The sequence below is a fragment of the Streptomyces sp. NPDC042002 genome, from assembly GCF_055588305.1.
The window spans coordinates 104,681-129,278 of record NZ_JBVJCT010000016.1 but is presented as its reverse complement, the minus strand read 5'-3'; the positions used below and the strand labels follow the sequence as shown (position 1 = coordinate 129,278).

20 protein-coding genes and 1 tRNA gene are annotated in these 24,598 nt (G+C 70.4%); 12 read left to right on the top strand and 9 right to left on the bottom strand.

Features of this window, described 5'->3' with window-relative positions:
• The first annotated feature begins 161 nt into the window (after positions 1-161).
• Both ACZ6KY_RS23870 and ACZ6KY_RS23865 read left to right on the top strand, forming a co-directional pair.
• Complete coding sequence (locus ACZ6KY_RS23870) at positions 162-1,901, top strand: hypothetical protein (RefSeq protein WP_469312302.1); 1,740 nt, start codon at positions 162-164, stop codon at positions 1,899-1,901.
• 59 nt (positions 1,902-1,960) lie between these two features.
• Positions 1,961-2,968 (top strand): pyridoxamine 5'-phosphate oxidase family protein, encoded by a 1,008-nt coding sequence (locus ACZ6KY_RS23865; protein WP_469312301.1) that lies wholly within the window; start codon positions 1,961-1,963, stop codon positions 2,966-2,968.
• A gap of 67 nt (positions 2,969-3,035) precedes the next feature.
• Here the strand turns inward: ACZ6KY_RS23865 and ACZ6KY_RS23860 are convergent.
• Positions 3,036-3,109, bottom strand: a tRNA-Thr gene (locus tag ACZ6KY_RS23860).
• Positions 3,110-3,345: 236 nt separating this feature from the next.
• Between ACZ6KY_RS23860 and ACZ6KY_RS23855 the strand changes: the two genes are divergently transcribed.
• The 3 genes from ACZ6KY_RS23855 to ACZ6KY_RS23845 all read left to right on the top strand — a co-directional run bounded on the left by ACZ6KY_RS23855 (position 3,346) and on the right by ACZ6KY_RS23845 (position 6,136).
• Positions 3,346-4,482 carry an ABC transporter ATP-binding protein gene (locus ACZ6KY_RS23855; RefSeq protein ID WP_469312300.1) on the top strand — a complete coding sequence of 379 codons (1,137 nt, stop codon included), beginning with the start codon at positions 3,346-3,348 and terminating at the stop codon, positions 4,480-4,482.
• Positions 4,483-4,717: 235 nt separating this feature from the next.
• Positions 4,718-5,167: a hypothetical protein gene (locus tag ACZ6KY_RS23850; protein WP_469312299.1), complete on the top strand. Its 450-nt coding sequence runs from the start codon at positions 4,718-4,720 to the stop codon at positions 5,165-5,167.
• Between the two features lie 237 nt (positions 5,168-5,404).
• Positions 5,405-6,136, top strand: a complete 732-nt coding sequence (locus ACZ6KY_RS23845; protein WP_469312298.1) for a nucleotidyltransferase family protein — start codon at positions 5,405-5,407, stop codon at positions 6,134-6,136.
• A gap of 162 nt (positions 6,137-6,298) precedes the next feature.
• On the opposite strand, the gene ACZ6KY_RS23840 is transcribed toward ACZ6KY_RS23845, so the two are convergent.
• The 6 genes from ACZ6KY_RS23840 to ACZ6KY_RS23815 form a co-directional block, all read right to left on the bottom strand.
• A complete protein-coding gene (locus tag ACZ6KY_RS23840; protein ID WP_469312297.1) occupies positions 6,299-8,059 on the bottom strand; it encodes a DoxX family protein in 1,761 nt (586 codons plus the stop codon).
• Between the two features lie 117 nt (positions 8,060-8,176).
• On the bottom strand, positions 8,177-9,121 hold the full coding sequence (rlmB, locus tag ACZ6KY_RS23835) for a 23S rRNA (guanosine(2251)-2'-O)-methyltransferase RlmB (protein WP_469312296.1): 945 nt from the start codon (positions 9,119-9,121) through the stop codon (positions 8,177-8,179).
• A gap of 119 nt (positions 9,122-9,240) precedes the next feature.
• A complete protein-coding gene (cysS, locus tag ACZ6KY_RS23830; RefSeq protein WP_469312295.1) occupies positions 9,241-10,641 on the bottom strand; it encodes a cysteine--tRNA ligase in 1,401 nt (466 codons plus the stop codon).
• Positions 10,642-10,797: 156 nt separating this feature from the next.
• Positions 10,798-11,322 (bottom strand): 2-C-methyl-D-erythritol 2,4-cyclodiphosphate synthase, encoded by a 525-nt coding sequence (gene ispF, locus ACZ6KY_RS23825; RefSeq protein ID WP_469312294.1) that lies wholly within the window; start codon positions 11,320-11,322, stop codon positions 10,798-10,800.
• On the bottom strand, positions 11,312-12,064 hold the full coding sequence (gene ispD, locus ACZ6KY_RS23820; RefSeq protein ID WP_469312293.1) for a 2-C-methyl-D-erythritol 4-phosphate cytidylyltransferase: 753 nt from the start codon (positions 12,062-12,064) through the stop codon (positions 11,312-11,314). The genes ispF and ispD overlap by 11 nt, the downstream gene beginning before the upstream one ends.
• A 347-nt stretch (positions 12,065-12,411) precedes the next feature.
• Positions 12,412-12,894, bottom strand: coding sequence for a CarD family transcriptional regulator (locus tag ACZ6KY_RS23815; RefSeq protein ID WP_003953493.1), 483 nt, complete (start codon positions 12,892-12,894; stop codon positions 12,412-12,414).
• A 778-nt stretch (positions 12,895-13,672) separates the two neighbouring features.
• Here ACZ6KY_RS23815 and ACZ6KY_RS23810 point away from each other — a divergent pair.
• Entirely contained in the window at positions 13,673-14,338 is a 666-nt protein-coding gene (locus ACZ6KY_RS23810) for a copper chaperone PCu(A)C domain-containing protein (RefSeq protein ID WP_469312292.1), read from the top strand.
• 124 nt (positions 14,339-14,462) lie between these two features.
• On the opposite strand, the gene phoP is transcribed toward ACZ6KY_RS23810, so the two are convergent.
• Together phoP and phoR are read right to left on the bottom strand one after the other, a co-directional pair.
• Positions 14,463-15,134, bottom strand: a complete 672-nt coding sequence (phoP, locus tag ACZ6KY_RS23805; protein WP_466162299.1) for a two-component system response regulator PhoP — start codon at positions 15,132-15,134, stop codon at positions 14,463-14,465.
• Positions 15,135-15,139: 5 nt separating this feature from the next.
• Positions 15,140-16,417, bottom strand: coding sequence for a two-component system sensor histidine kinase PhoR (gene phoR / locus ACZ6KY_RS23800; protein ID WP_469312291.1), 1,278 nt, complete (start codon positions 16,415-16,417; stop codon positions 15,140-15,142).
• A 243-nt stretch (positions 16,418-16,660) separates the two neighbouring features.
• Here phoR and phoU point away from each other — a divergent pair, with 243 nt between their 5' ends.
• The 6 genes from phoU (at position 16,661) to ACZ6KY_RS23770 (ending at position 24,299) form a co-directional block, all read left to right on the top strand.
• Positions 16,661-17,350, top strand: a complete 690-nt coding sequence (gene phoU / locus ACZ6KY_RS23795) for a phosphate signaling complex protein PhoU (protein ID WP_469312290.1) — start codon at positions 16,661-16,663, stop codon at positions 17,348-17,350.
• A 365-nt stretch (positions 17,351-17,715) separates the two neighbouring features.
• Positions 17,716-17,868, top strand: coding sequence for a hypothetical protein (locus tag ACZ6KY_RS23790; RefSeq protein WP_469312289.1), 153 nt, complete (start codon positions 17,716-17,718; stop codon positions 17,866-17,868).
• A 319-nt stretch (positions 17,869-18,187) separates the two neighbouring features.
• Positions 18,188-21,922 (top strand): HelD family protein, encoded by a 3,735-nt coding sequence (locus ACZ6KY_RS23785; protein WP_469312288.1) that lies wholly within the window; start codon positions 18,188-18,190, stop codon positions 21,920-21,922.
• A gap of 211 nt (positions 21,923-22,133) precedes the next feature.
• On the top strand, positions 22,134-22,679 hold the full coding sequence (locus ACZ6KY_RS23780; protein ID WP_469312287.1) for an HAD domain-containing protein: 546 nt from the start codon (positions 22,134-22,136) through the stop codon (positions 22,677-22,679).
• 132 nt (positions 22,680-22,811) lie between these two features.
• Positions 22,812-23,357, top strand: coding sequence for a hypothetical protein (locus tag ACZ6KY_RS23775; protein ID WP_469312286.1), 546 nt, complete (start codon positions 22,812-22,814; stop codon positions 23,355-23,357).
• Between the two features lie 231 nt (positions 23,358-23,588).
• Entirely contained in the window at positions 23,589-24,299 is a 711-nt protein-coding gene (locus ACZ6KY_RS23770; protein ID WP_469312285.1) for a DUF4236 domain-containing protein, read from the top strand.
• The last annotated feature ends 299 nt before the right edge of the window (positions 24,300-24,598 follow it).

The following is a 24,598-nucleotide window of genomic DNA, read 5'->3' as shown; positions in this document are numbered from 1 at the left end:
GGGTGTTGGAGGTGTGGAGGAGCCCACACACCCCTCCCCCTCCGTCCCCGTCCCCGTCCCGGAATTGAACCGATCCCGGACGGCGCCCGTTGCGCTACGAGGAACCGACGCGACGGGCCCGGCCGGCGCCACGCGACCGGGAACGTCAGGAAGGAAGCGCCATGAGCCGGGATGAAGAGACACCCGAGCCGACTACGGGGGGTGACCCCGCCGTACCCGGGAAACCGACGGATCTCGGCAGGCCGGAGGCCGCAGGGGAGGCGCCCGAGCCGGAACTGGTGGGGACGGTGACCTCGCCCGGACTCGTGGGGGAGGCGTCCGAGCCGGTCCCCCGCTTCGCGGTGGTCATCTCCGGCGACGGCTCCGCCGCCATCGACGGTGAGCCCGTACCGTCGGCGGACGGGCTGACGGTCGACGCCGCGATCCTCGACGTGCTGCACGGGTACGCACAGGCCCGCGGCACCACCGTGACCGCCACCGTCTCGGACCCCTCCGCGGGTTACGTGGCGTTCGTCGAGGTGGCCCCGGACGGTTCGAGCACGCTGGTGGACCAGCAGGAGCAGCCTTCCCGGACCGGCGAGACGCCGCCGGCTCCGGCCCAGGCGCCGATGCCCGGCACCGAGGGGTCTCCGGAACCGGCCGAGAACGAGAACATGGCCGAGGCGCACGCGGGAGCCGGACCCGCCGAAGAGGCGGCACCCGACGAGCCGCTCGACGAGGACGTCGACGACGACCTGGACGCCGATGACCGGGAGGCTGACGACCGGGAGGCTGACGACCGGGAGGCTGACGACCGGGCCGAAGAAGACCTGAACGACGAAGACGACGATGCCGATGCCGACGACGAAGACGACTTCGACGTCGAGGCGTACGCGCTGGAGCAGCAGCGCTGGCGGGAGTCCGCGTCGCCGCCCCCGCCGCCCTCCCCCGACGGGGGCGGCGACCGCGGCGCGAGGCCCGACGCGAGGCCCGTCCCGCAGCCCGTCCCGCAGCTCGTCCGCAGGAACGGAACGCGTCAGTCGGACGACGAGTACGAGGGGCCCGGCCTGCTCCACAGGCCCCTGGTGGTCGGCCCGGTGGCCCTGGTGGCAGCCGCACTCGTCATCGTTCCGCTGGTGATCCTGGGCAGCGGCGGCTCGGACGACGGCGGACGCCAGAAACAGGCCGCCCGGTCGAGCGACGAGACGAGCAGGAGCCCGCAGGGCGAGCAGTCGGGGCCGATCTCCACCACGTCCGCGAGCATGTCACCGCCGCCCAGCCCTTCGGCCTCCCGGTCGGCCGAGCCGAAGGAGTCGAAGGGCGCGAAGGAGTCGAAGGGGCCCAAGGGCGCCAAGGACCCGAGGAGCGGCGGAGGGGTCACCGTCACGGTCACCGCGAGGCCGCCGCAGGCCACGGTGACGGCGAAGCCCGCGCAGGACACCGCCGCCACCGCCGTGAACCGGCTCGCCCACAACGATCCCTCGGGGCGGCACATCTGCTACCGCGCCTACGTCTCCGGACAGGGCTGGCAGAAGCCCGTGTGCGACGGCACGATGGCCGGCACCTCGGGCCGGAACCGTCCGATCAAGGCCCTCAACATCGCGGTGTCCGGCAGCGGCGGTTCGGCCGCGAACGCCTTCGTCCACGACCCCAAGTCGTCCAATGGACAAGGCAAGTGGGAACCCCAGTGGACGGCGATCATCGCCGACGGCAGGAACAACTACATCGGCAGCACGAAGAAGAACGCCCCCGTCATGTCGGGCTTCGCCATCAACATCGGCAACGGCCGGATCTGCCAGACGGCCAAGGTCCACGGCTTCGACTGGGGCGGCCAGGGTTGCGCCGACGCCCGCCCCGGCTACATCTTCGGCGGCGCCCTGGAGAACGCCCGCTGGCTCGAAGCGGTCAAGTTCACGGTCTGAAGCACCGAAACGCCGTCCAATCCTTGGCCAACTCCCTTGACCTACAGCTAGGTTGCCCCGTGATATCTCTAGCCCCGACGGTCGCCGAGACCGTCGACGCCTACCGCACCTGCGAGTTCGTGACGCTGGGCCGCGACGGCACCCCGCTCGCCTGGCCGACAGCCGCCTTCCGCCGCGACGACGGGACCCTGCTCGTCACGACGTCCCTCGCCTTCGCGCGAAAGGCCCTCAACGTCCGCCGCGACGGCCGCGTCGCGCTCCTCTTCTCCGACCCCACGGCCAGTGGCCTCGACCGGCCCGAGCAGGTGTTCATCGGCGGTACGGCCGTCTGCCCCGAGGAGATCGTGGCCTCCCCGGCCGGCGACGAGGCGTACTGGTCGATGCTCTTCGACCGCCAGCCCGACAGCCGTCGCTACGTCGACGCGCCGGCCCGCTGGCTGATGGACTGGTACTACCTGCGCCTGCCGATCACCATCACCCCGACCGACATCCGCACCCGCCCGGCCACGGACATCCCGGCGCCCCTCGCAGCGACTCCCGCCGAGGACCCCGCCGCGACCCTGTCCACGGGCCCATCCACCGCCCGCTCCACCGCCCCCGCCGCGGATCCCGCGCACGCCCTCCCCGGTGCCTCCGTCCTCGCCCGCTTCCCCACCGCCGTGCTCAGCGCCCGCGACGCCTCCGGAGCCCCGCTCCTGACACGCACGTCGACCACGCCGACCCCGGACGGCTTCCTGGTCGAGCCGGCCCCCGACTGCGAGATCGTCCCCGGACCGGCGGGACTGCTGGTCCACCGCCACGACGACCGGCTGTCCGGCCTCTACAACGCCCTCGTACGGGGTGAGCTGCACACCACCGCCGACGGCCACTGGCTGTTCCGCCCCAGCCGGGTGATCGAACCCTCCGGCTCGGGCGAGCCCCGCGACCTGCTGCGCACCCTGCGCACGGCCCGCCGGGACACCAAGGCGTACCTGGGCAAGCGCGGCCTGACCCGCCCCCGGGTGGACTGGCCCGCCCTGAAGTCCCTCGCCATCGCCTCCGCGGCCCGCGACACCCCCGCGCCCTGAGCCGGGGCGCCGGAACGACCGAGGGCGGCGCGAATGTCCGCGCCGCCCTCGATTGACGTACTACCCGAGCCCCCTGTCGGATTCGAACCGACGACCTACGCATTACAAGTGCGTTGCTCTGGCCATCTGAGCTAAGGAGGCCTGCCCGCGCGCGGCGGGCGTGCCCGTGCAGTGTACCCACGTCACAGCGGGGGCCTGTCGAGAGTTTCCGCGAACTTCACCGGTGTCCGGGTGCTGACAGAACACATGAACGCCAGGTAGCGTCCTGACCCAGTTCACTCATGTGGACTACACCACTATGGGCGTTTCCGTAGTGGACCACCACCTTTACAACGGATCGTCCGGCACGTTCCTGCCGGTGAAGGGGGCCCCTCACCATGGCCACTGTCTCGTTCAACAAGGCGACCCGTATCTACCCGGGTGGCGACAAGCCCGCCGTCGACCAGCTCGAGCTCGACGTCGCGGACGGCGAGTTCCTCGTCCTCGTCGGCCCCTCCGGCTGCGGCAAGTCCACCTCCCTGCGCATGCTCGCGGGTCTCGAGGACGTCAACGGCGGTTCGATCCACATCGGCGACCGCGACGTCACCCACCTGCCGCCCAAGGACCGGGACATCGCGATGGTGTTCCAGAACTACGCGCTGTACCCGCACATGACCGTCGCCGACAACATGGGCTTCGCGCTCAAGATCGCCGGCGTCAACAAGGCCGAGATCCGCCAGAAGGTCGAGGACGCGGCGAAGATCCTCGACCTCACCGAGTACCTCGGCCGCAAGCCGAAGGCCCTCTCGGGCGGTCAGCGCCAGCGTGTCGCCATGGGCCGCGCCATCGTGCGCGAGCCCCAGGTCTTCCTCATGGACGAGCCGCTGTCGAACCTCGACGCCAAGCTCCGCGTCTCCACCCGTACGCAGATCGCCTCGCTCCAGCGCCGCCTCGGCATCACCACGGTGTACGTCACCCACGACCAGGTCGAGGCCATGACCATGGGCGACCGGGTGGCCGTGCTCAAGGACGGTCTGCTCCAGCAGGTCGACTCGCCGCGCAACATGTACGACCGCCCGACCAACCTCTTCGTCGCCGGCTTCATCGGCTCCCCGGCCATGAACCTGATCGAGGTCCCGATCACCGACGGCGGCGTGAAGTTCGGCAACAGCGTCGTCCCGGTCAACCGCGAGGCCCTGAAGGCCGCCGCCGACAAGGGCGACCGCACGGTCACCGTCGGTGTGCGCCCCGAGCACTTCGACATCGTCGAGCACAACGGCGAGGCCGCCAAGTCGCTGTCGAAGGACACCGAGGACGCCCCGGCCGGCCTGGCCGTCTCGGTGAACGTCGTCGAGGAGCTCGGCGCCGACGGCTACGTCTACGGCTCCGCCAAGGTCGACGACGACCTCAAGGACCTCGTCGTCCGCGTCAACGGCCGCTCGGTCCCGGACAAGGGCACCACGCTGCACGTCGTGCCGCGTCCGGGCGAGATCCACGTGTTCTCCACCTCGACGGGCGAGCGCCTGTCCGACTGACCTCCGCGTCATCCGGACGGAGATCCACACACCCCGTAGGGGTTGAATTCACCCAAGTTGACGAAGAGGGCCCCGCAGTAGGCTGCGGGGCCCTCTTCGTTGTCGACAAATACCCCGGCAGACCGGGCATTTCGATATCCGTACGTCAACTCACCACCCAGAAACACCGCTTCCCCGTCCCCCGAACCGGTGACTAAATGTCGCCAAATCATCACCCCGCGCTACCCTCACTCGCGTGAAGCACTCCACCACTAACCAACAGACCCGGCGTGGCCGTGGCCCCGCCCGCCGGATCGGCCGCACCCTCGCCCTCGTTCTGCCTGTCGTCCTGGTGCTCTCCGGGACTCTCGCGGTCACCCGAGTCAACTGGTCGGGGAATTCCTCGAGCTCGGTGCTCACCGCGTCCTCCGAAGACGTCTCGGCGCGAGCCGTCTCCCGTGCCCCGCAGGACGTCCTGCGCGACAAACTCCTCCTGGAGCTCCAGGAGAAGAACCCGGGCGTGGCCCTCACCCACCTCCAGGAGGCGGTGAACGACCGTCCGTCGCTCGCGAAGCACTGCGTCTCCATCGCCCGCTCGCTGGGCCGCGCAGCGGTCCGCGCGTACGGACCGACCCGGGCCCAGTCCTTCGCCCGGCCCGTCTGCGACACGGCGTTCGCCTCGGGGGTCTCGGCCACCCATTTCTGAGGTCACCGCCCCCGCCCCCGGGTCCGCCCCCCTCGGAGACCACAGCCCCCTCCGAGGGGCACCGCCCGTCACCCCTTCACCGCCGCCCACGGCATCGCGCGTCATCCGTTCCGACGCGTCGCAGATCATCCGGTCGATCACATCGCACATCAGCCGATTCCGGGCCGCCCGGTAACAGCTGATTAAGGAACGGTTGCCGCGAGAGGCCGCGCGCGGGGCGCCACGTACAGTTCGGGCATGACCGATCCGAACGCCGCGTCGCGGCCCGTTCAAGCCGTTGTCCTGGCCGGCGGCCAGGGCTCCCGGCTGCGTCCGTACACCGACGACCGGCCCAAGCCGATGGTCGAGATCCCCGGCACCGGGACACCGATCATCGGCCACCAGCTGACCTGGCTCGCCGAAGAAGGCGTGACCGACGTCGTCGTCTCCTGCGGTCACCTCGCCGACGTCCTGCAGAAGTGGCTGGACTCGGCCGACCTCCCGCTCAACGTCACGACGGTCGTCGAGACGGAGCCCCTCGGCCGCGGCGGCGGTCTGAGGTACGCCGCGGCGCACCTCCCGCACCCGGACCTGCCCTGGTACGCGACGAACGGTGACATCTGGACCCGTTTCTCGCTGCGCGACATGGCGGACTTCCACGCCGAGCGCGACGCGGTCGCGACCCTCGCGCTGGCCCGCCCCCGCATCCCGTGGGGCGCCGTCAAGACGGACGGCTTCGGTCACATCACGGACTTCATCGAGGCCCCGCCCTCCACGTTCGAGATCAACGCGGGTGTGTACGTCTTCTCGCCCGAGTTCACCGACATGCTCCCCGAGCGCGGCGACCACGAGCGCACCACCTTCCCGCGCCTGGCCCGCGAACGCCGGCTGTCCGGCTTCCCGATCCCGCAGGGCGCCTACTGGCGCGCCATCGACACCGCCAAGGACCTCACGGAGGCGGCGAAGGAGCTCGCGGCCCTGGGCCGCTAGAGACCGTCCTCCCGGCCCCACGAGAGCCGCCCGGGCACGACGACAGGCCCCACAAGTACCTGGGCAGCACGGCCGACCACGACACGACGCACCACGACACGACGGCATGGCCCCGCACACCTGTGTGCGGGGCCCTGCCGTCGTCGCGCGTGACCGAGAGGATCAGCCCAGCAGGCCGCCCACCAGACCCGGCTGGCCGGTGGACGAACTCCCGCCGGTGGACGTGCCGTTCGCCGAGCCCGTACCGCCGGTGCCACCGCCCGCGCCGCCACCGCCGCCACCACCGCCGGTCGACGTGCCGCCGCTGCTGGTGGGGCCCGCGCTGGTGCTCGGGGCCTGGCCGACCGGGGCCGAGTGCTGAGGCGGCGCCTGACCGCTGCCCTGGGTCTGGCTGGGCTGCTGCGCCGTGCCGGTCCGGCCGGTCTCCTGGGTCGCGCCCGGTGTACTGGCCGCCTGCGACGGGGGCGCGGAGCTGCTCCGGCTGGGCGCCACCGAGGCCGAGGGGGTGGCCTTCTGGTGCCGCTTGCCGGGCGTCTCGGGGAGCGGGGAGCCGGGCAGCTCGTTGCGCGGGGCCTCGCCGGGTCCGGGGACGACGATCCTGCCGGAGTCGCGGACGGCGCCGCCGAGGAGCGAACCGATGAGCAGGGTCAGTCCGACGACGACGGCCGTGAGCAGCGCGCCGCGGCGCAGCACCCGTGCGCGCAGGTCCCAGATGTCGGCGCGCGGTCCGAGTGTCCGCCAGGCCTCACTGGCCAGCCGCCCGTCGGCGGAGTAGACCGGGGCGCCCGCGATGATCAGCGGGGACCAGGCGGCGAGGTAGATGATGTCGGGCGCGTCGTAGGCGGGAACCGTCTTCCAGCTGACCGTGACGATGAGCGCCGCCGACAGCGTCGCGCCGACGACCGCGGCCACCCGCTGCCACAGCCCGAGGACGGTCAGGACGCCGACGATGACCTGGAAGAAGGCGATGACGAGCCCGGAGCCGACCGGGTGCTGGAGCGCGAACTGCCGCAGCGGCTCGGCGACTTCCCACGGGTGCAGCGTGTTGAGCCACTTCACCATGGAGCCGCGCTTGCCGCCGTCGAAGTAGACGGGATCGCAGAGCTTGCCCATGCCGGCGTAGACGGAGATGAATCCGAGGAAGACGCGCAGCGGGAGCAGCACGACGCCGAGGTTCATCCGGCGGCCCGGGTGATAGGCCTGCCGCACCGGGTCGGCGCTGCGCCGCCTGACGGGGGCGTCGCCCGCCGTCCCGTCGAAGCCTTCGCCCTCGAAGCCGTCCTCGAAGTCGGCGTCCGCGTAGGCCTGTTCGCGGTAGGCGCGTTCGTCGTAGGCCCGGTCGCCGTAGGCGCGTTCGTCGTAGGCCCGGTCGCCGTAGACCTGTTCGTCGTAGGCGCTGCCCACGCCGCGCATCTGCGGGAGCAGTCGCTGCTCTTCGCCGACGGGAGTGCGCGGGCTGCCGACGAGGGGCGTCTGAACCGTGTCGACGGTCAGATCGCCCGCGTAGCCGGGCTGTTCGCCGATGCGCGGGATGACCTGGGTCGAACCGGCGTCGGGCGTCGGCCCGGCGGAGCCGTTGGTCAGGCCCGCGCTCCGTACGGCCTGGAGCAGGCGGTGGGCGCCGGTGTCGTCCGGCGCGGACTTCCCGCTCCAGACGACGGGAGCGCGGCGGCGGGCCCCGCCGGCCGGACCGGCCCCGCCCGCGCGGCCCGGCGCACCGGCGCCGGGAGAGCCCAAGTGCCGTGCGATGCGCGGGGACTGGCCCCGCGAGGCGCCCGCCAGCTGAACGCGGAAGCTCGCATGATTGACGATGACCTGCGCCGGATCGCTCGGCACCTTCACCATGCTCAGCGCGGGAACGTCGTCGAATCCCGACGAGCGGTCCCCCGTGGGTGTGCGGGGTGTTCTGGTGTCCACACTCATCTAACCGAGTGACATGTGGTTAGGACACTGCTTTGACCACGCCGAACTGTCCGGACCGCGTCAAGATCGTCCAGAACATCCCGATCGCCCCACGAGGGTGACCGCCCGGACGCCTGTTCAGGCGCGTCGGCGTGCCGCCTCGTACAGCACAACTCCCGCCGCCACACCGGCGTTCAGCGACTCCGCGCCACCGGGCATCGGGATCCGCACCCGGAAGTCGCAGGTCTCGCCGACCAGTCGGGACAGGCCCTTGCCCTCACTGCCGACGACGATGACGACGGGGCCGCCCAGCGCCTCCAGGTCACCGACCTCGACCTCGCCGTCCGCGGCGAGTCCGACCACCACGAGACCGGCCTTCTTGTACGCCTCCAGGGCCCGCGTCAGGTTGGACGCGCGGGCGACGGGAATACGGGCGGCGGCGCCGGCCGACGTCTTCCAGGCGCCGGCGGTCATGCCGGCCGCGCGCCGCTCGGGCACGACGACGCCGTGGCCGCCGAAGGCGGCGGCGGAACGGACGACCGCGCCGAGGTTGCGGGGGTCGGTCACCCCGTCGAGGGCGACGATCAGCGGGTCCCGGCCCTCGTCGTACGCGGCGGCGGCGAGGTCCTCGGGGTGCGCGTACTCGTACGGCGGGACCTGGAGGACGAGACCCTGGTGGTTGAGCCCGTTGGTCATGCGGTCGAGCTCGGGACGCGGGGCCTCCATCAGGTGGATGCCGCCGCGCTCGGCGACGAGCTGGAGCGCCTCGCGGACCCGCTCGTCGTTGTCGATGAACTGCTGGACGTAGAGCGTCATCGCGGGGACGCCCTCGCGCAGCGCCTCGACGACGGAGTTGCGCCCGACGACCATCTCGGACGTGCCCTTGCCGCCGCGGCCCTTGGGGTGGGCGGGGCGGCGGACGATCTGCTTCGCCTTGGCGTTGGCGACGCGGTTCTTCTTGTGGCCCTTGCGCGCCTCGGCGGGCGGGGTCGGACCCTTGCCTTCCAGGCCCCGGCGTCGCTGGCCGCCACTGCCGACCTGCGCGCCCTTCTTGCCGGACATGCGGCGGTTGTTAGCAGCCATGACCTACCTGTCTGTGTGAGACGTGCGTGCGTACGTATATGAAGTGTGCCGCCCGGAGGTCCGGGCGGCACAATCGATCAAGGCCGACAGAGGTCGGCCGGGGTCGCCGGAGCGGGCGCTCAGCGCGGCCCGAGTGTCCAGCGCGGCCCCTGCGGGCCGTCCTCGATGACCAGGCCGGACTGGTTGAGCTGGTCGCGGATGGCGTCCGCGGTGGCCCAGTCCTTGCGGGTACGGGCGGCCTCGCGCTGGTCGAGGACCATCCGGACGAGGGTGTCGACGACGCCGTGGAGGTCGTCGCCGCGGTCGCTCCCGTCGGCCCACTGCGGGTCGAGCGGGTCGAGCCCGAGGACGCCGAGCATGGCCCGTACCTCGGCGAAGCGGGCGACGGCGGCTTCCTTGTCGTCGGCGGCCAGGGCGGAGTTCCCCTGGCGGACCGTCGTGTGCACGATGGCGAGCGCCTGCGGAACGCCCAGGTCGTCGTCCATCGCCTCGGCGAAGGCCGGCGGCACCTCGGCGGACGGCTCGACGACGCCCCCCGCCTTCTCGACCACCCGCTGCACGAAGCCCTCGATGCGCGCGAACGCCGACTCGGCCTCGCGCAGGGCCTCTTCGCTGTACTCGATCATCGAGCGGTAGTGCGGGGTGCCGAGGTAGTAGCGCAGCACGATGGGGCGCCACGCCTTGACCATCTCGGAGACGAGGACCGAGTTCCCGAGGGACTTCGACATCTTCTCGCCGCTCATGGTGACCCAGGCGTTGTGCACCCAGTACTCCGCGAACTCGTCGCCGAAGCCCTTGGCCTGCGCGATCTCGTTCTCGTGGTGCGGGAAGATCAGGTCGATCCCGCCGCCGTGGATGTCGAAGGCGCTGCCCAGGTACTTGTGGGCCATCGCCGAGCACTCCAGGTGCCAGCCCGGACGGCCGCGGCCCCAGGGCGTCTCCCAGCTCGGCTCGCCCGGCTTCACGGCCTTCCACATGGCGAAGTCACGCGGGTCGCGCTTGCCGGTCTCGCCCACCCCGGAGGGCTGCTGGAGGTTGTCGAGCTCCTGGTTGGAGAGCTGGAGATAGCCGTCGTACGACCGCACGTCGAAGTAGACGTTCCCGTCGGACGCGTAAGCGTGCCCGCGCTCGATGAGCCCGCGCATCATCTCGATCATCTCGGGGATGTGGCCGGTGGCACGGGGTTCGTACGTGGGCGGCAGGCAGCCGAGCGCGTCGTAACCGTCGTTGAACGCGCGCTCGTTCTCGTAGCCGATGGACCACCAGGGGCGGCCCTGCTCGGCCGACTTGGTGATGATCTTGTCGTCGATGTCCGTGACGTTCCTGATGAACGTCACGTCATAGCCGCGGTACTCGAACCAGCGGCGCATGATGTCGAAGTTGAGGCCCGAGCGGATGTGCCCGATGTGCGGTGCGGCCTGCACGGTGGCGCCACAGAGGTAGATCGAGACACAACCCGGCGTGAGCGGGGTGAAGTCACGGATCTGCCGGGCGCTGGTGTCGTACAGGCGAATGGTCACCACTCCAGGGTAGTGGGCCCGGGGTAGTGCCCCGCGACCCTTCCCCCGCAAGGGCCACGGATTCGTGACATACGGAGGACCGCCCGCCCCGTTCACCCCGCCCGCCCCCTCCGGCGTACGAGGATCACCCGTTCGGCCGAACGGAACCCTCCCGTCTCAGCCCGTCCGGACGACCAGCGCCGTGGCGACCGCCATCAGGCCCTCGTCGCGGCCCGGGAATCCGAGTCCGTCCGTCGTGGCGCCCGACACCGACACCGGCGCCCCGACGGCGTCCGACAGGATCTTCTGGGCCTCGTCCCGCCGCTTGCCGATCTTCGGGCGGGGTCCGACGACCTGGACCGCGACGTTGCCGACGGTGAAGCCGGCCTCGCGGACGATCCGCGCCGCCTCCGTCAGCAGCACGACCCCCGACGCCCCGGACCACTCCGGGCGCCCGGTGCCGAAGTGGGCCCCGAGGTCACCGAGGCCCGCCGCCGAGAAGAGCGCGTTGCACGCGGCGTGCGCGACGACGTCCGCGTCGGAGTGCCCGGCGAGTCCGGGCCCCTCCCCCTCCCACTTCAGGCCGGCACACCACAGTTCCCGGCCTTCCTCGAAGGCGTGGATGTCGGTGCCGATCCCGACGAGCGGAAGCACAGGCCCCTGGCCGGGGTCCGGCGTCCGCTCCGGTGTCTCAGAACCCATCGTTCAGCCTCCGCCGTGCGAGGACCGCCTCCGCCAGCACCAGGTCCAGCGGGCGCGTCACCTTGAACGCCTCCTCGTGGCCCGGCACGACCACGACGGGCACGCCCAGCTGCTCGACCATGCTCGCGTCGTCGGTCACGTTGTCGGTGACGGTCTCGTGGGCCCGCAGAAGCGTCTCGCGGTCGAAGCCCTGGGGCGTCTGCACGGCACGCAGCCGCGCCCGCTCGGGGGTCGCCACGACCGGCTCGGGCTCCCCGGCGACGGCCGCGGGCCCGACCTCCTTGACGGTGTCGGCGAGCGGCAGCGCCGGTACGACGGCGGGAGCGCCGTCCCGGACGGCCTCGATGACGGCGTCCACGGTGTCCACGGGGACGAGCGGCCGGGCCGCGTCGTGCACGAGGACGATGTCGATGCCGGGCGGCAGCGCGTCGAGCCCGTACTTCACGGACTCCTGGCGGCTCTCACCGCCCGGGACCACGAGGAAGTCGGTGCGGTCGGGCAGCGCGTGCGCGTCGAGCAGCGTCTTCACCTCGGCCGCGTCGTCCGGCGGGGCCACGACGACGACCAGGGAGACGGCACGGGACGCGGCCATCGCGCGGACCGCGTGGATGAGCATGGGCGTGCCGTTCAGCGCGCGGAGCGCCTTGGGGGCGCCCGGACCGAGGCGCACACCTCGTCCGGCGGCCGGAATCACGGCGGCGGTGCGGGCCTCCGGCTGCGAAGGGAGCGAAACGTCAGACATCGGTTCCTGTCAGGTTTGTGTGCTCGACCGGGATGGGTATGGCCTGGGGGTACCCCCCGCTCGGCGAGCTGGGGGAGCGCCGGGCGCGACGCCTTGACCGGACCCTTCCGTGACATCCGGTCGAGTCGACCGCCCGGGTCGGCACCTCAAGTATCGGATACGCCGGTATACCGCGGGAAAGCCGATGCCGGGTGAACGTCCGGTTTACCGAATGGGCGCGGGTACGAACATGCCGCAGCGCCCGGCGACAGCAATTGCGTCATCGGGCACCGCGGCATTTTCATTGCGCTGCTGCGCGGGCTTGGGCGTACGTCAAGACGGCTGGCGTCTCGGCGACTGAGCCGGCGTCAGGACGCGAGAACCTCGTCGAGCAGGGCCTCGGCCTTGTCCTCGTTGGTGTTCTCCGCGAGGGCGAGCTCGCTCACCAGGATCTGGCGCGCCTTGGCGAGCATGCGCTTCTCACCTGCGGAGAGTCCGCGCTCGCGCTCACGACGCCACAGGTCACGCACGACTTCCGCGACCTTGATGACATCGCCGGAGGCGAGCTTCTCCAGATTTGCCTTGTAGCGACGCGACCAGTTCGTGGGCTCCTCGGCGTACGGTGCGCGCAGCACCTCGAAGACCCGGTCCAGCCCGTCCTGACCGACCACATCACGCACGCCGACGAACTCCGCATTGTCCGCTGGCACACGTACCGTCAGGTCGCCCTGGGCGACCTTCAGCACCAAGTAGGTCTTGTCCACGCCTTTGATCTGGCGAGTTTCGATGGCCTCGATCAGCGCGGCCCCGTGATGGGGATAGACCACGGTGTCGCCAACCTTGAACGTCATGTGACAGGTACCCCTTCCGTGGCTATCCAGAGTAACACGGAAACGGCGTCTTCTGAATGGCGTTTTCGCAGGTCAGGGCATATCTCGGGGCTTGACAACCGCAACAGGAACGTGCTGCGAGGGGCGAACGGAAGAGGGTATTCGCAGGTCGGAGCCGCTGTCCAGGCGGAGTGAAACGCGTGCGTTACAGACACCCGGAGCCCACGACCAGGGTCTGAACATCCCGTTTTGTCCGGCTCCAAGAGCGCGACTTCCGCTACTCCGTTCGATGGGCGGAGCCGAGTACGAGACGAATCCGGAATTGATCAAGACGTTCGAAGATCACGCACTCATCGGCCCCCGACGACCCCGTGATCCATTTCCCGGAGAGCCGGGCATTCATTCCACGAAATGCGCAAGCCTAAGTCTGCGGAACTTATGTGAATGGCGGACGAGCGCGCGATCAAAGTAGCCGACGCGCCGCGAGGGCGGAGTGTGAACGGTGGGGCGCACATCCGGCGCAATGGAGCCCGCAGGCGCATGCCCACCGGACCCAGGGGCTCACGCTCCACCGGGCCCGGGGGTGCACGCCCTGCCGCCCGGCGGCAGGCCGCGGGTCCGCCCCCGCCCCGGAGCGCGCCCCCGTTTTCCCCTCGGGCGAGCAAAGTCGGCGGCTTGGGGAGGGTCGGGTGCGGTCGCGCGGGAACGGATCGGTAACCTAAGGCCGCTGACAGACCCTTAGGGCGGCTTTACACAGAGGCCGCCCTGCTTCGCCCACGTTCAAGGAGTTGCCGCCGCCGTGAGCAGCAGCCTTCGACGCGGCACTCTCGCCGCCGCCGTCATCGCGTTCTCGATCGCCTCACTCGCCGCGTGCGGTGCCGGCAGCGACGCCCAGACGTTGGAGGTCAAGCCGGACAACGCGGCCACCTCCGTGGGCGACATCAAGGTCCAGAACGCGCTCGTCATCACCCAGCCCGATGTGAAGGCCACCGGTCCGGCGGTGATCTCCGCGACGCTGTTCAACAACGGCACCACCGCGCAGACCCTGGACTCGATCAACGTCGCCGGCGAGGGCACCGCCCAGATCACCCCCGCCAGCGGCACGGGCAAGCTGACCGTCCCGGCCGGCGGCTCGATCGTCCTCGGCGGCAAGGGCAACGCCTCCGCGGCGCTGTCCAGCCCCTCCGGAACCGTCCTGAACGGCAGCGTCCAGAAGGTCACCTTCGCCTTCAGCAAGACCGGTGACGTGAGCCTGAGCGCCTACGTCGTCCCGGCCGAGAGCTACTTCTCCAAGTGGGGCCCGAGCGACATCCCGGCGGCGCCGACCGCTTCCCCGGTCACCTCGCCGTCCGCGTCGATCACGGGCTCCCCGTCCGCGTCCACGTCCGCGTCGGGCAAGCCGGGCAACGCCACGTCGTCGAGCGCGACGGCCACCGCCAACCCGTCGGCGTCCGCCTCGTCATGAAGTGACCCGCCGTACGGCGGTACGACGAAGGGCGGGACCCCTGGCCAGGGGTCCCGCCCTTCGTCGTACTTCCGCGTCACGCTCTACGCCGTACTCCAGGCACGCGCCCGGAGGTGGGGCCGGTTTACGGCTCGAACTTGTAGCCGAGACCGCGCACCGTCACCAGGTACCGGGGCGCGCCCGGGTCCGGCTCGATCTTCGCGCGCAGGCGCTTGACGTGGACGTCGAGGGTCTTGGTGTCACCGACGTAGTCGGCACCCCAGACCCGGTCGATGAGCTGCATACGGGTCAGCACGCGGCCCGCGTTGCGCAGCAGCATCTCCAGGAGGTCGAACTCCTTCAGCGGGAGGTCGACCTTGCCGCCGGAGACGGTGACCACGTGGCGGTCGACGTCCATCCGGACGGGACCGGCCTCGAGGGCGGCCGGGGCGACCTCCTCCGGCTCCCCGCGGCGGCGCAGGACGGCCCGGATACGGGCGACCAGCTCCCGGGAGGAGAAGGGCTTGGTGACATAGTCGTCGGCTCCTATTTCGAGCCCGACCACCTTGTCGATCTCGCTGTCCTTGGCGGTGACCATGATCACCGGGACGTTGGAGCGGCCGCGCAGCTGGCGGCAGACCTCGGTGCCGGGCAGCCCCGGCAGCATCAGGTCGAGGAGGACGAGGTCGGCGCCGTTGCGCTCGAACTCGTCGAGTCCGTCGGGCCCGGTGGTCGCGATGGCGACCTCGAAGCCCTCCTTTCGGAGCATGTACGACAGGGCGTCGGAGAAGGACTCCTCGTCCTCGACGACGAGCACACGGGTCACGGAAGGACCTCCGGGGCAGGAAGCGGTTCGTACGGGGATATGACGGTGGTCGTCCCGTCGGGCTGCCCGGTCTCGTCCTCTTCGTCGAGTCCGGGCATGTGGTGATCGGTAACGCGGTCGCGGGCCGCGCTCGCCTCCGGCAGCCGCAGGGTGAACGTGGAGCCCTGACCCTCGGAGCTCCACACCGTGACCTCCCCGCCGTGCGAGGCGGCCACGTGCTTGACGATCGCCAGCCCGAGGCCCGTACCGCCTGTGGCACGGGAGCGGGCCGGATCGACACGGTAGAAGCGCTCGAAGACGCGCTCCTTGTCCTTCTCCGAGATGCCGATGCCCTGGTCGGTCACGGCGATCTCGATGTGTTCCCCACCGGGTGCCGCCACCCGGCGGGCGGCTATCCCGACGCGGGTGCGGGCGGGCGAGTAGTTGACGGCGTTCTCCACGAGGTTGCCGAGGGCCGCGGCGAGCTGGCCCCGGTTCCCCCACAGGCTCAGGTCGGCGGTGCCGCCGGCGGCCATGGTGATCTGCTTCGCGCCGGCCTGGTGGCGGCAGCGGTCGATCGCCTCGGCGACCAGCTCGTCGACACGGACCGGCTCGGCGTCCTCCAGCGGGTCGTCGTTCTGCACCCTCGACAGGTCGATGAGCTCCTGCACGAGGTTGGTGAGCCGGGTGGCCTCTATCTGCATCCGCCCGGCGAAGCGCTCGACGGCCTCAGGGTCGTCCGAAGCGTCCATGACAGCCTCGGAGAGCAGGGAGAGCGCTCCGACGGGAGTCTTGAGCTCATGGCTCACGTTCGCGACGAAGTCCCGCCGTACGGCCTCGATCCGGCGCGCCTCCGTCAGGTCCTCCACGAGAAGGAGGACGAGTCGCGATCCGAGGGGAGCCACGCGCGCCGAGACCGCGAGGGCCTCACCCCTCCCCGTGCCCCTTCTCGGCAGGTCCAGCTCCACCTGACGTATCTCCCCGTCACGACGGGTGTCACGCGCCATGTGGAGCATCGGTTCGACGGCCAGCTTGCCGCCGCGCACCAGTCCGAGGGCGTACGCCGCCGAGCTGGCCTTGACCACGGCGTCCGCTTCGTCGAGTACGACCGCAGAGGAGCTGAGGACCGACAGCACGGTGTCCACACCGGGCGGAAGGACCGCGTCCGTGTGCAGAGAGCTACGGGTCGGGCGTTTCTGGTCGCGCTCGCTCCAGCGGAACGCCAGCATGGCGATGACACCGGTGAGTACTCCGGCGATCGCTGCCGCTGCGGCGACTGCCGCGTTCACGTCCATGCACCCAGGTTAGGCATGCCGTCGCTCCTGGCCACAGCCATCCGAGTGCGAGCTCGAACACTCGTCGCCCAGAGTTCACCCAGGAGCCAGTATTGATTCACTTGGGGTGCCGGAAACGGACGCGTACGGGCCCGAACGTGGGAGCGTGGGGTTCACGGGTCCCTCCGGCGGCCGTCCGGCGGCCGGAGCAGCCAGGTCCCGGACCCCGGACCCCCGAAGCTGACGTACGAGAGGGACAACCACATGCGTGACGCGTATCACGAGGAACTTGACTCGATCGGCGACGGCCTGGTCGAGATGGCCCGGCTCGTCGGGTCGGCGATCGGGCGCGCCACGACGGCCATCCTCGATTCCGACCTGAAGCTGGCCGAGAGCGTGATCGCGGCCGACCAGAGGGTCGATGATCTCCAGCACGAGCTGGAAGCCCGCGCGATAGCCCTGCTGGCCCGCCAGCAGCCGGTGGCCACGGATCTCCGTATCGTCGTCACCTCGCTCCGGATGTCGGCCGACCTGGAGCGCTCCGGCGACCTGGCCCAGCACGTGGCCAAGCTGGCCCGGCTGCGCTTCCCCGAGCGTGCGATCCCGCACGACCTGCACGCCACGATCCTGGAGATGGGCCAGCTCGCCCAGCGCCTGATGGCCAAGGCCGCCGAGGTCATCATCACCAAGGACGTCGACCTGGCGATGCAGCTTGAGCAGGACGACGACGAGATGGACCTCCTGCACCGCACCCTCTTCCAGCACCTGCTGGACGACAAGTGGAAGCACGGCATCGAGACCGCCGTCGACGTCACCCTCCTCGGCCGCTACTACGAGCGCTTCGCCGACCACGCCGTGTCGGTCGCCAAGCGTGTCGTCTACCTGGTCACCGGCGAGCACGCCGACGATCTCCAGCCGGACATCCAGCCGGTCACCGGGGTCGAGAGCGCGTAGCCCTCTCCGGCGGCCCCGGCCCTCCCCGGGGGCGCCAGGACTACGGGCCACCCCGGCCGCCGCCGACCTGAGCAGGTCGGCTCCCGGCCGCCCCGGCTCTCCCGGAAGGGCCAGGATTACGGGGCCCGCTCTCCCGGAGGGATGCAGCCCTCTCCTGACGTACGAAGCCCGCGGGCCCAGCCGTTCCCTGACGGGGGACGGCTGGGCCCGGCCTCTTTCTCCCGCCCCGCGTGGGATTCACGCCCTGGGCGCGTGAGACGCCTCAGTGCGCCGTTGATGCGCCCGCCCGGCTGGGCATGTCATGGGCGACAGGAGCTGTGCGGCGCGGTGTGCGTCGGACGCCTCCGTGCCTGAAGGAGGGACCCATGGCCCAATCCCCCAGCACGCCCGACCCGACCCAGGACCGCGACACCCAACAGCCCGCCGAGATCAGAAGTCTCCCTTTGTTCGGCGCCTGCGGCTGCGGCTCCGGCTGCGGCTGCGGCTGCCAGTCGGGCAATCCCTGCCAGTGCGGCTGATCGCTTACGTACGTCCAGAAAGGCCCCGTCACCGCGACGGGGCCTTTCGCCCTTGAACGGGGCCCTCACGGAGACCGTGGCCGCCCACTGGGTGCCTGCCGCGAAGTAGGCCGACCCGCCCGTGAGCAAAGCCCGAAAGCAGACTTCGAAGGCCACGGCGGAGTGATCAGATGTGCTCTCGACAGGCCGAACTCCGCTCGATTATGGGGCTGTTGTCCGATTGACCGTGGTCTGACCGGCGAACTCTGCTACCCCTGGGACCGGGGAGGCGGGCCCTGGCCCGCGGCGGCGCGAGGGGCGTTGCCAGGAGGGGACACACGTGAGCACGACACCACGGGACGCGGTCATCGCCATCGAGCAGAAGGCCGTCGACCGCGCCTACGACTGCTACGAGGCCCGGCTCGCGGAGATGACGTCGCCGTCGGCGGCCACGGCTTCCGCGAGCGGCAAGGACGGCATCGCGGTCCGCGAGAAGGCGGAGAGCACGGCGGAGGAGTACGGCGGGCTCGGGGGCGAGGCCCTGGTCATCAGCCGCGTCGACGTCCAGGAAGCGGGCGACGCCGAGCCAGAGACGTTCTACGTCGGGCGACGCCATGTCTTCGACACCGAGACCCGCGATCAGGTGGTCGTCTCCTGGACGAACCCGATCGCCGTGAGCTGGCAGAACGCCCGCCCGGAGACGCCGGGCGAAGTGCTCCTGCGGCGCCGGTTACGCTGCGCCGAGCGCACGGTCGAGGACTTCCTGGACGAGATCACCCCGGCCGTGGAACGGCACACCGGCTCACCGGAACCTGGCCGGAAGGCCGCGTTACCGTCGGCCCTGGGGGAGGAGCCCGCTCCGCTCGAAGCCCCTGAAGCTCTTGATGTCCTTGAGACGGAGGAAGCCCCCGAGAAGCGGGAAAGCGCCACCGCCCCGCCCGCCGAAAGCGACGGCGGACGGACGGACCCCGTCGTACGGTCGCCACGGCGTGTCGTCGGCAGAAGGCGTCAAAAGCCGCAGCCTGTCGACGAGTTCCTGCTGCGGGAACTGCGCCGGTCCCGCAGCGGCCGGATGCGCGACATCGTCGAGACGATCAGACGTGACCAGATGGCACTGGTCACCGGTTCACCCGCGGACATCCTCGTCATCCAGGGCGGCCCCGGCACCGGAAAGTCCGCGGTCGGTCTGCACCGCGTGACCTGGCTCGTCAACAACGACCACTTCCGCGCACAGGACATCCTGGTCGTGGGACCGCACCAGAACTTCCTGGAGTACGTGGGGCGCGTACTGCCGACGCTCGGCACCCGCAACGTCACCGCCGTACAACTGGCCCGCCTCTGGGAAGGGGCGATCCAGGGCACGGACTCGACCGCCGCGCGGCTGGTGAAGTCCGACGAACGGATGGCGGCCGTACTGCGCGGGCGGGTGGAGAGCGAGTGCCGGCCCGAAGCCCTCGACACCGTCGTCTCCGCCGCTTCCCACGCCCAGGACGAACCGGCTTTCGTCGTTGTCGTGGGCGGCACTTCCCTGCGGCTGCCGCGCTCGGAGGTGCTCGGCCTCCTCCAGGACGCCCGGGAGGGACCCGAGGGTTACCGGGCGCGCAGGGACCGGTTCCGTACGCTGCTGGTGGACCGGCTGCTGGGAGAACTCGTCCGGATCGCCCCGCGCCGCAGCAGGGACGTGACAGTGCGCCGCGATCTGGAGCGCAACCGGCAGGTGACGAACCTCGTCGACCGGGTCTGGCCCGCGCTGAGCCCCGAGGAAGCACTGCGCGGTCTGCTCAACTCGCCCACCAGGCTGGGCGAATGCGCCTCCGGGATCCTCGACGCCGGTGAACAGGCGCTTCTTCAGCGGCCGAAGGCCGAGAGCGCCGCCGAAGAACCCTGGACCATCGACGACTTGGTGTGTCTTGAGGAGCTGCGCTTCCTCATCGCGGGCGAGAGTCCGCAGAGGTACCGGCACATCGTGGTCGACGAGGCGCAGGACCTCACCCCGATGCAGGCGAGGTCCCTGCGCAGACGGTGCCCGACCGGCTCGATGACCGTGCTCGGCGATCTGGCCCAGGCCACCGGACCGCATTCCTACACCGCCTGGGACCAGTTGGGCGGAATTCTGTCCGCCCAAGGGGACTGGCGCGTGGCCGAGTTGAACACCAGCTACCGCGTGCCCGCGGAGATCATGGAGTTCGTGGCGCCGCTGGCCCGGGCCGTCGCGCCCTCCCTGCCGTACCCGACGGCCGTGCGGCGGGCCGGCGACGAAGCGGTGCGGCTCGTCTCCACGACTCCCTGGGAACTGCTGGACGACGCGGCGACCCGTACGGCACGGCTCGTGGGCACCGATGACGGACGGTCCCCCAGGTCGGTCGCCGTCATCGTTCCCGACGACTCCGACTGGCTGGAGGAGGTCCGCCGACGCGTCGACCTCCTGGACGGCATGACCGACGACACACTCCGCACCGTGTCCGTACTCCCCGCCGCCCAGGCCAAGGGCATGGAGTTCGACCACGTCCTGGTCCTGGAGCCGACGACCATCGCCAACCGGGGCCCCGCGGGACTGCGCCAGCTGTACGTCGCCCTGACCCGCAGCACTCAGACACTGACGGTCCTCCACACGACACCGCTGCCGCTCGAACTCGGCACTCCGGTCGACGACACGGACGGTGAAGTCCCGCCTGTCTTCCCGCACTTGATGCCCATCGCGGCACGACCGAGGGAAACTCCGGGCCCCGATGACTCGACTCTCGACGGCTCAACTCCCGATGACCCAACTCTCGCTGACGCCCCGGCCGTTGAACTGCCGGTCGGCACGTCCGTCGAGGTGCGTGTGCTCGGCCCCGGCCCCGGATCCCACTGGAAGGTGAAGGTCCTCGCCCCTGTCACGGAGCGGACGGTTCTCCTCGTTCCGCGCCACGGCGAACCCACCCCGGCCACGGGCTCCCGGATGGACGGCTGGGTGACCCGGAACGAAGGCCGGCTGAGCCTGGTCTCGGCCGGCGACTTCGGCCGCAGACCCATCTCCGCCCGGATGGCGCCCCGTTACGAGGCCGCGCTCGGCGTCCTGCGGGACATCGCCCACGGCGACGGCGCGGCTCCACCGGAAACGACGGCGCTTCTGTCCGAGCTGAAGGGCATGGCCGGCCGTTGCCTGCGACGCGACCGGGTCGACTGGCTGAGCGTCTGGCGCCTGCTGGGTTCCGCCGACCGCGACCGTCTGAGCGATCTGGCGGACCTCGCCCAGCGCACACGACAGGCGGTCGTGTCGGACGCTCCCGGCCTGCGAGCCACCCTGGCGGACGATCCGGCGTTCCGCCACTGGGCCGACGCCCTCGACCAGGCTCGGTTCGAACTGCACCACCGGATCAACACCGAACCGACCCCGGAGCCGAGCCTGGAACCCGTACGGAAGCCCGTACCCGAGCAGCCCGCACGGAAGCCCGTACCCGAGCCCGACACCGCACGCGAAGCCGAAGCGGAAGCCCAATCCGAAGCGGAAGCGGAAGCGGAAGCGGCTGTGAACAGCGCACTACCCGAGGCGATCACGGCTCCCCCGACCGAGTCGCGCCGGCCACACGAGCAGAAGGACACGGACCCCATGAACACTGCCGCTCCCATGGCCACCGACACCGACCCCGCCTTGTCCGAGGGACGGCCGGTGTGGAGCGAGGCACTCGCGCGGCATCTGGACATCGAGGCGCAGAGCGACCGGGACTGCAACACGCACGAGGCCGTGCGCTTCGAACTGAGGGCCGCGCTCCTGCGAGCGGGACTACGCCCTTCGGACTCCCGCGTCTCTGACGTGATCCTGGAGGGCCCGGACGGCTTCTTCCGCTACGAGGTGCTCGGCGCCGACCGTTCCGGCTTCACGCACCTGCGTGCGGGAGCCGTCCGGCTCATGGAACTCGACCGGGTGGAAGCCCGCTCCGCGGACACCCGGTACCTGGTCCTGTCCGAGCCGCCTACCGAGGACTGGGCTCCCGACGCGATCCGGGAGGCCTTCGACGTGCACGTCGTATGGCGGACCGCATCAGGCTGGCACGGCCCGGACGCCCGAACCGCCTTGCGTCTGACCGACTGACTCATGGCCCACAACGGCTGACCCTGGTGGTCGCCGCAGGCAAGACGCCGACGTGCCTGAACGGGGGGATGGCGGTGGATCGCCATCCCCGCCGTCTCCAGGGTGCCCACCGACCACCGTGTTCCGGCGCCGGAATCGAGGCGACACGACGACTGCGGGCTCGTATTCTTCCCACGCCGTGGGAACGAGGACAGGGATAGGGACAGAGACGATGGAACACACGGTGGGGCGCCCGGTCCTCTTCCTCGACGTCGACGGCCCCCTCATCCCGTTCGGCCGGTCGCCCGCGCACCACCAGACTCCCGACTCCGACACCGACTCTGCCTCCGAAGCGCTCCCTGCTGAGGGAAATCCCCTGCTCGGGCGGCTCGATCCGGCAGTGGGCCCACGTCTGATGGCGCTGGGATGCGACCTGGTGTGGGCCACGACGTGGATGGACGAGGCGAACGAGTCCGTCGGCCCACGGATCGGGCTGCCCCGGCTGCCTGTGGTGGAGTGGCCCGAGGTCTCCACCGACGAGGGTCCGCGCGGCCTGCACTGGAAGACCCGCACCGTCGTGGAGTGGGCCGACGGCCGCCCGTTCATCTGGGTTGACGACGAGATCGGCCCGGTGGATCGGCTCTGGGTGGCCGCGCAGTACAAGGCCCCCTCCCTGCTTCACCGCGTCGCCCCGTCCGAGGGCCTGACCGAGGACGACTTCTCCACACTGGCCAACTGGCTCCACACCGCCGTAGGCAACAGAGCGAGAACCCGGTAGCCCCGCACCAAATCCCCCTCTCGGAAGACAGCGTCCGCCGGGGTACCTCTGGCCATGCCGCGACCGTCTGCCATGCTGCGCGGGCAATCATGCGCAGACCGGCCGCGTACGGCCGGGGGAGGCGGGACGGACATGACGGAATCCCAGGTGAGCGGGGCCCCGGCCCCGGAGGAGATCCGCTTCCGGCTCAGCATCTGGCAACGTGTGCTGCCCTTGCTCCCGATGACCGTGTGCCTGGGGCTCGACACCATCCTCTGGGCGGTCACCGGTGTCGGCCGGCCGATATGGTCCGATACACGATTCCTCGCCCTGTGGATCGTGTTCTTCGTGGTGGTGACGGTTTCCCCCTTCGGGATCACGTTGACCCCGTCGGCCGCCCGAGTGCACAACCTCCGCCGCCGCACCATCCCATGGGCGTCCGTGCAGAATGTCTGCGTCGAGCGGGCCACGGGCGGCCGGATCATCGTGCTGTACGAAGCCGACGGCCGCCGCACCCGACTCCGGGCACCGTTCACCGCATTCCTCCAACGGGACCGCCGCTTCGAGGAGAAGTTCCACATCATCGGCGAGTGGTGGCAGACGCACCGCGGCACCGACTGGATCGCCCTGCCACCTCCCAGAACCGCTCCCTCGTGGACGCCTCCCACCCCGGGCCCCCCGGCCTCGCCCGCGACCTGACGTCTCCGCGCAGAGAGCCCACACCGGACCCAGAACAAACGAAAGCCCCCGACCTACGCCATAAGCGCAGGCCGGGGGCTCGATCGCGAAGGTTACTTCTTCTTGCCCTGGGTCTTGCCGGGGATCTTGGCGACCTGCTGCTTCCCAGCTCAGGGACGGTGGGCTCGTGCGCCTGGTGGTCGTCATTGGCCGCTGTTGAGCAACCTCGGACGGCCCAGGGACGGCCCAGCCATGGCGCGTTCGGCTGACGGCCGGGACTTTCGACACGCCCCGTCTGAACCTCAGCCGACGACAGTCAGCCACGACGGTGGGTGCCCCACCCGACCACGCAGCAGACCCCACCGATCTCTGGCAGATCAGCCCAAAGCTGGTGGCATCCGAGCTAGCCTGCTACTCCAATGCCTTGGGGGATGTATGGGACTGCGCATCAACAAGTCGTTCAAGATCGCGCCAGGCGTGCGCGTTCGACTCGGCAGCAAGTCGAGCAGCCTGAGTATCGGAGGCAAAGCCGGGCGGGTCACCATGAACAGTCGCGGGCGCCGGACCACGACAGTGCGCCTTGCCCCTGGAGCGTCCTACTCCACCTCCACCTCTCGCGCGGGCTCTAGCACCACAAAGCCCAAGCCGGCCCGCTCTGTTCCAGAAATCCCAGCGGCTCCTACAGTGAGCGCGCCCCTTGGTCCGCTCATCGCACCACGCCGAAAGACGATTGACGGCTGGATTGCGGCAGACCTACGCGGCGTCGTCGTCCACCGGCGGGCCCTCGACGACGTGCGTATCCCGTTGGTCCAGCTCGTCAGTGCAGAGCTGGACGGTAAGGAACTGACTCTGAAAACCTCAGACGTGGTGACGTACCGCCTGATGCTGACCACGTTCTCCGCCGCACGAGATCTCCACTTCGTAGAGACCTTGGCTCGTGCCGCGCGACTGACTCAGAGCTGACCTCAGCAACAATCTGTTCTCCTGCCACACCCGCATTAGGAGTTCGATCTGAGCCCGCTACCGCTGCTCTCGGTGAATGGCGGGACGGCTGCGACAACGTCGCTGCTGTACGCCCTTGTCCGGCGTCGTTGATGTCAGCCTTAGATGTCAGAAACCTTCTGATCCGTAGCTCTAGCCAGTTCGGTCAGCGCCGGTCATTCCAGTCGCTTCGAGGCCCCGGAGGGACGGCAAGGGACAGGAGCAGTCGCTGGGGTTGCGGTACAGCGCTGCTGTACAGCTCGCTTCTGGCCCGCTCTGAT